This is a genomic window from Actinomyces sp. HMSC075B09 (genome assembly GCF_001812395.1).
Taxonomy (GTDB): domain Bacteria; phylum Actinomycetota; class Actinomycetes; order Actinomycetales; family Actinomycetaceae; genus Gleimia; species Gleimia europaea.
Genome location: NZ_KV808738.1, coordinates 1 through 310 on the forward strand (window position 1 = coordinate 1; position 310 = coordinate 310).

At 44.8% G+C, this 310-nt stretch carries 1 rRNA gene; it reads right to left on the minus strand.

Annotation, left to right across the window (positions count from 1 at the left end):
* Positions 1-181, minus strand: a 16S ribosomal RNA gene (locus HMPREF2854_RS05955); the annotation flags it as partial.
* Between the last annotated feature and the right edge of the window lie 129 nt (positions 182-310).

Consider the following 310-nt stretch of genomic DNA (forward strand, 5'->3'; position numbering starts at 1 on the left):
TATCCTGTATTAGCCACACTTTCATGCGGTTATCCAAAAGAAGGGGGCAGGTTACTCACGTGTTACTCACCCGTTCGCCACTCTCACCAAAACACAAAAAGCGCCTTGGATCCCGTTCGACTTGCATGTGTTAAGCACGCCGCCAGCGTTCGTCCTGAGCCAGGATCAAACTCTCCAAACAAAAACAAAACAGAGAAAAACCAAACCAACCAAAAAAGCCAGCCCAGCGATCCCAACCAAAAAAACAAAAACAAAACAAAAAAGGACAAAACAAAAAACACACTATCGAGTTCACAAACAACACCCACAC